The organism is Rhodococcus sp. T7 (assembly GCF_009872365.1).
Classification (GTDB): Bacteria; Actinomycetota; Actinomycetes; order Mycobacteriales; family Mycobacteriaceae; genus Rhodococcus_F.
Window position 1 is genome coordinate 1 of record NZ_WXYH01000152.1, and the last position, 3703, is coordinate 3703.

The following is a 3703-nucleotide window of genomic DNA, read 5'->3' on the forward strand; positions in this document are numbered from 1 at the left end:
AAGGTGCCGACGAAAAGGTGGTGGCGGTCGGCGATACGGCTGATGGCGTCGAGCATGTGCGGTAGCCGGGGCACCGGTACGGCCAGGTCGTCGAGCAGGGTGCTGCCGCAGCGTTCGAGAGCGGTCAGCGCGACACGACGAGCCTGCATGAGCCCGTCACTTTCGACCGGGTCGGTGGTCACATAGAGTTCGGTCGCCGCGCAGGTGCGGCAGGCTTCGGCGATGCGATCGGCTTCCGCCTCCGCGGCGTCGCCATCGCACTGGATGAGTAGCAGCGCGCCGGCGCTCTCGTCGAGACCCATCTGGGTCATGTCGTTGACGGCGGTGATCGTGTTGTGGTCCATGAGTTCGACCAGGCTGGGGTCGGCCACGTTCTGGATCGCCATCACCGCGTCGACGGCCTGGACGGGGTCGGCGAACGCGGCCACCACGGTGGATGCGTTCGCCGGTTTCCTGCGCAACCTCACGGTCGCCTCGACGATGACGGCGAGGGTGCCCTCGGACCCGACCAGCAGTTGCGTGAGGTTCAGGCCGGCGACGTTCTTGCGGGTGGCGGCGCCGGTGTGGATGATCCGGCCGTCCGCGAGCACCGCTTTGATCCGGGCGACGTGATCGCCGGTGACGCCGTACTTGGCGCAGCAGGGCCCGCCGGCGTTGGTCGCGAGGTTCCCGCCGATCGTGGAGACGGCGCGACTTCCGGGGTCGGGCACATACCAGAGGCCGCGCTCTGCTGCTGCAGTAGCGAGGTCACCGTTGATGACACCGGGTTCGACCGTCGCGGTACGGGACTGTTCGTCGATCTCGAGAATGTGGTTCATCTTCTCGGTACTCAAGACAATGCAGCCTTCGAGAGCATTGGCGCCGCCGGCCAGACCGGTCCCCGCACCTCTCGTGACAACCGGAACCTTATACCGGGAAGCAGTTTGCAGCGTCGTGACGACGTCGTCGATCGTCCGGGCACGAACCACTGCGATCGGTTTTCCGGATGGCGAGAGCAGCGACTGATCGCGGGTGTAGGCGATCATCGTGTCGGTGTCGGTTATGACGACTGCCTCGCCCAGCATTGCCGTCAGGTCCGCGACGGGACCGGTCATCAAGACAGTCACGTCTTGTCCTTTCCACACTGGTTCCTGCATCGCAGCCATGCCGCTGGGACCGTCCCGCGCGGGCAGGCGCCGTGGCGGGTGCGCAGCACCGTGAGCACATGTCCTGCCGAGAAGGATCGTGTGTCCGCGGCGGCGGGCCGGCGTTCGATTGGTTCGCCCCGGCATGTGCCGCTGGTACGGGGTGATCTACGGGGTGATTTCCAGCTCTCCCATGCGTGACCAGTCGACACCGGGAATCTCCGTGTGGATGATGTGCGGTGTTTCGCTCAATGCGGGACGCATCGCGTCCAACCCTTTGCGGAAGTGGTCGGCGTTGACGTGGTCGGAGCCGGCCTGTCCATCGCGGAAGGCCTCGATCAGCACGTACTCGCCGGGATCCTGTGTGCTCCGGTGCCATTCGAACCAGAGATTTCCCGGCTCGGACCGGGTGGTATCGGTGAATTCCTTGGTGATGAGCAACCAGTCGTTCTGATGTTCGTCGAGGACCTTGAACTTCACCACGATGAAAATCATCGAAAACTCCACTTTCGCTGTGTCGGAAAGGTTCCCGCTGCCGGAGTGACATCCGGAACGAACGAGGGAACCTGGGGAGGGGAAACGTGCGACCGCGGCGCGCGAGGACCGCACACCGCAATACCGGCGGTCGGGTGGTTACCCACCCGACCGCCAGTGCCTACCGTCCCTGGGTGTCAGTAGATGTTGGACGGGCGGACCATGCCTTCGGCGAGATCGCCGAAGCCGGGTGCCATGATGGCACCGGGATTGCCGATCACTTCTTCCACGACGGCGGTTTCGGTGGTGATCAGCAGTGCCGCGATGGAGGCCGCGCTTTCGAGTGCGGCGCGGGTGACCTTGAACGGATCGATCACCCCGTCGTCGAACATGTCTCCGTATTCACCGGTGAGGGCGTTGAACCCGTGGCCGAGCGGCAGACCGGCGACCACTTCGACGACCTCGTCGCCGTCGAATCCGGCGTTGATCGCGATCCAGCGGAGCGGTTCGGGGAGGGCTCGGCGGACGACGTCGCACCCGATCGCTTCGTCTCCGGCCAGGTCGAGATCGGCCAGTGCCCGGTGTGATTGCGCCAGCGCGGTGCCACCGCCGGAGACAATGCCCGCCTCCACTGCGGCGCGGGTGGCGGCCAGGGCGTCGTCGACGCGCAGCATCCGCTCCTTGAGTTCGACGCTGGTCGCGCCGCCGACGCGGATGACGGCAACTCGTCCGGTGAGCCGGGCGATGCGCAGTTCGAGGCTTTCCTGGTCGGCCTCGATCTTGGCGCGCTCGAGCTGGGACTCGAGCTGGGCGATGCGGGCGTCGAGCAGGCGCTGGTCCCCGTGGCCGCCGACGATCGTGGTCTCGTTCTCGGTCACGGTGATGCGGTCACACGACCCGAGGTGCTCGACACCGACTTCGGACAGTTCGATGCCGGTGTCCTTGGCGATCACGTGCCCACCGAGTGCCACGGCGAGGTCTTCGAGCTCGGCGACGCGGCGGTGCCCGAAACCGGGGGCCCGGACGACGACCGACTGCATCGTCTTGTGCATGTTGCCGCCGACGAGCAGTTGCAGGGCCGGCCCGTCGACTTCCTCGGCCAGCACCACCAGGGGCCGGTCGGCTCGCTTGGCCACCTCGATGCTCGGCATGATGTCCTGGACTTGGGTGATCTTCTTGTTGGTCAGCAGGATCAGCGGATTGGTGTGCACCGCTTCCATCCGCTCCGGGTCGGTGACCATGTAGCCGGAGATGTAGCCGTGGTCGAACTCGATGCCGTCGACGATGTCGACCGACAGCCCGAGGGTGTCGCTCTCCTCGGTGGTGACGACTCCGGACTTGCCGACGTAGTCGACGGCCTTCGAGATGGCGTGTCCGATCACTTCGTCGTCGCTGGCGGCGAGGGTCGCGATCCGCTGCAGATCGCTCTGTCCCCCGATCTGGGAGGCCTGCTCGCGGAGGGAGTCGACGACCACGGACACGGCCCGTTCGATACCGCGCCGTACCCGCATGGGGTTGGCGCCGGCGTCGACGGACCGCAACCCTTCGCGGACCATGGCCTGGGCGAGCACGGTTGCGGTGGTGGTGCCGTCGCCGACCACACCGTTGGTCTTCATCGCCACTTCCTTGACCAGCTGGGCGCCCATGTTGGCGAAGGGTTCGCGGAGCTGGATCTCGCGGGCGATGGTGACGCCGTCGTTGGTGATCGTCGGCGGTCCGGTGAGCTTTTCGAGCACCGCGTTGCGTCCCTTGGGGCCGAGGGTCACCTTGACAGCGTCGGCGAGGGCGTTGACGCCTTGCTCGAGTCGTGCTCGGGCGTCCGTGTTGTACCGCAGCTCTTTTGCCATGGCTGATGTTCCTTTCGTACTTTCTTTCGCGGAGGGATGCGGCTAGGGGACGAGAATCGCCCGGCCGCGTACCCGGCCGGCATCGAGATCGTCGAGTGCTTGCTGGAAGTCCTCGAGCCGGTACCGGGTGGTGTGCAACGTGACCTTGCCCTGGGCGGCAAGGGTCATGAGTTCCTGCAGGTCGTTGTAGGAGCCGACGAGATTTCCGATGAAGTTGATCTCGGTGGAGATCACATCGATGGTCGGGACGTCGATGTT

General features: G+C 65.8%; 4 protein-coding genes. All 4 read right to left on the reverse strand.

The window, feature by feature from the left end; all coding sequences use genetic code 11:
- On the reverse strand, positions 1–1106 hold a 1106-nt coding region (locus MLGJGCBP_RS16695; RefSeq protein ID WP_201453094.1), incomplete at its 3' end, for an FAD-binding oxidoreductase.
- Between the two features lie 186 nt (positions 1107–1292).
- Entirely contained in the window at positions 1293–1619 is a 327-nt protein-coding gene (locus tag MLGJGCBP_RS16700) for a putative quinol monooxygenase (RefSeq protein ID WP_160097008.1), read from the reverse strand.
- Between the two features lie 176 nt (positions 1620–1795).
- Positions 1796–3445, reverse strand: coding sequence for a chaperonin GroEL (groL, locus tag MLGJGCBP_RS16705; protein WP_160097010.1), 1650 nt, complete (start codon positions 3443–3445; stop codon positions 1796–1798).
- A 42-nt stretch (positions 3446–3487) separates the two neighbouring features.
- On the reverse strand, positions 3488–3703 hold a 216-nt coding region (locus MLGJGCBP_RS16710), incomplete at its 5' end, for a zinc-binding dehydrogenase (protein ID WP_160097012.1).

Coding starts and splice junctions, on each gene's coding strand:
- MLGJGCBP_RS16700 (WP_160097008.1), bottom strand. CDS start 1,619: ATGATTTTCATCGTGGTGAAGTTCAAGGTCCTCGACGAACATCAGAAC.
- groL (WP_160097010.1), bottom strand. CDS start 3,445: ATGGCAAAAGAGCTGCGGTACAACACGGACGCCCGAGCACGACTCGAG.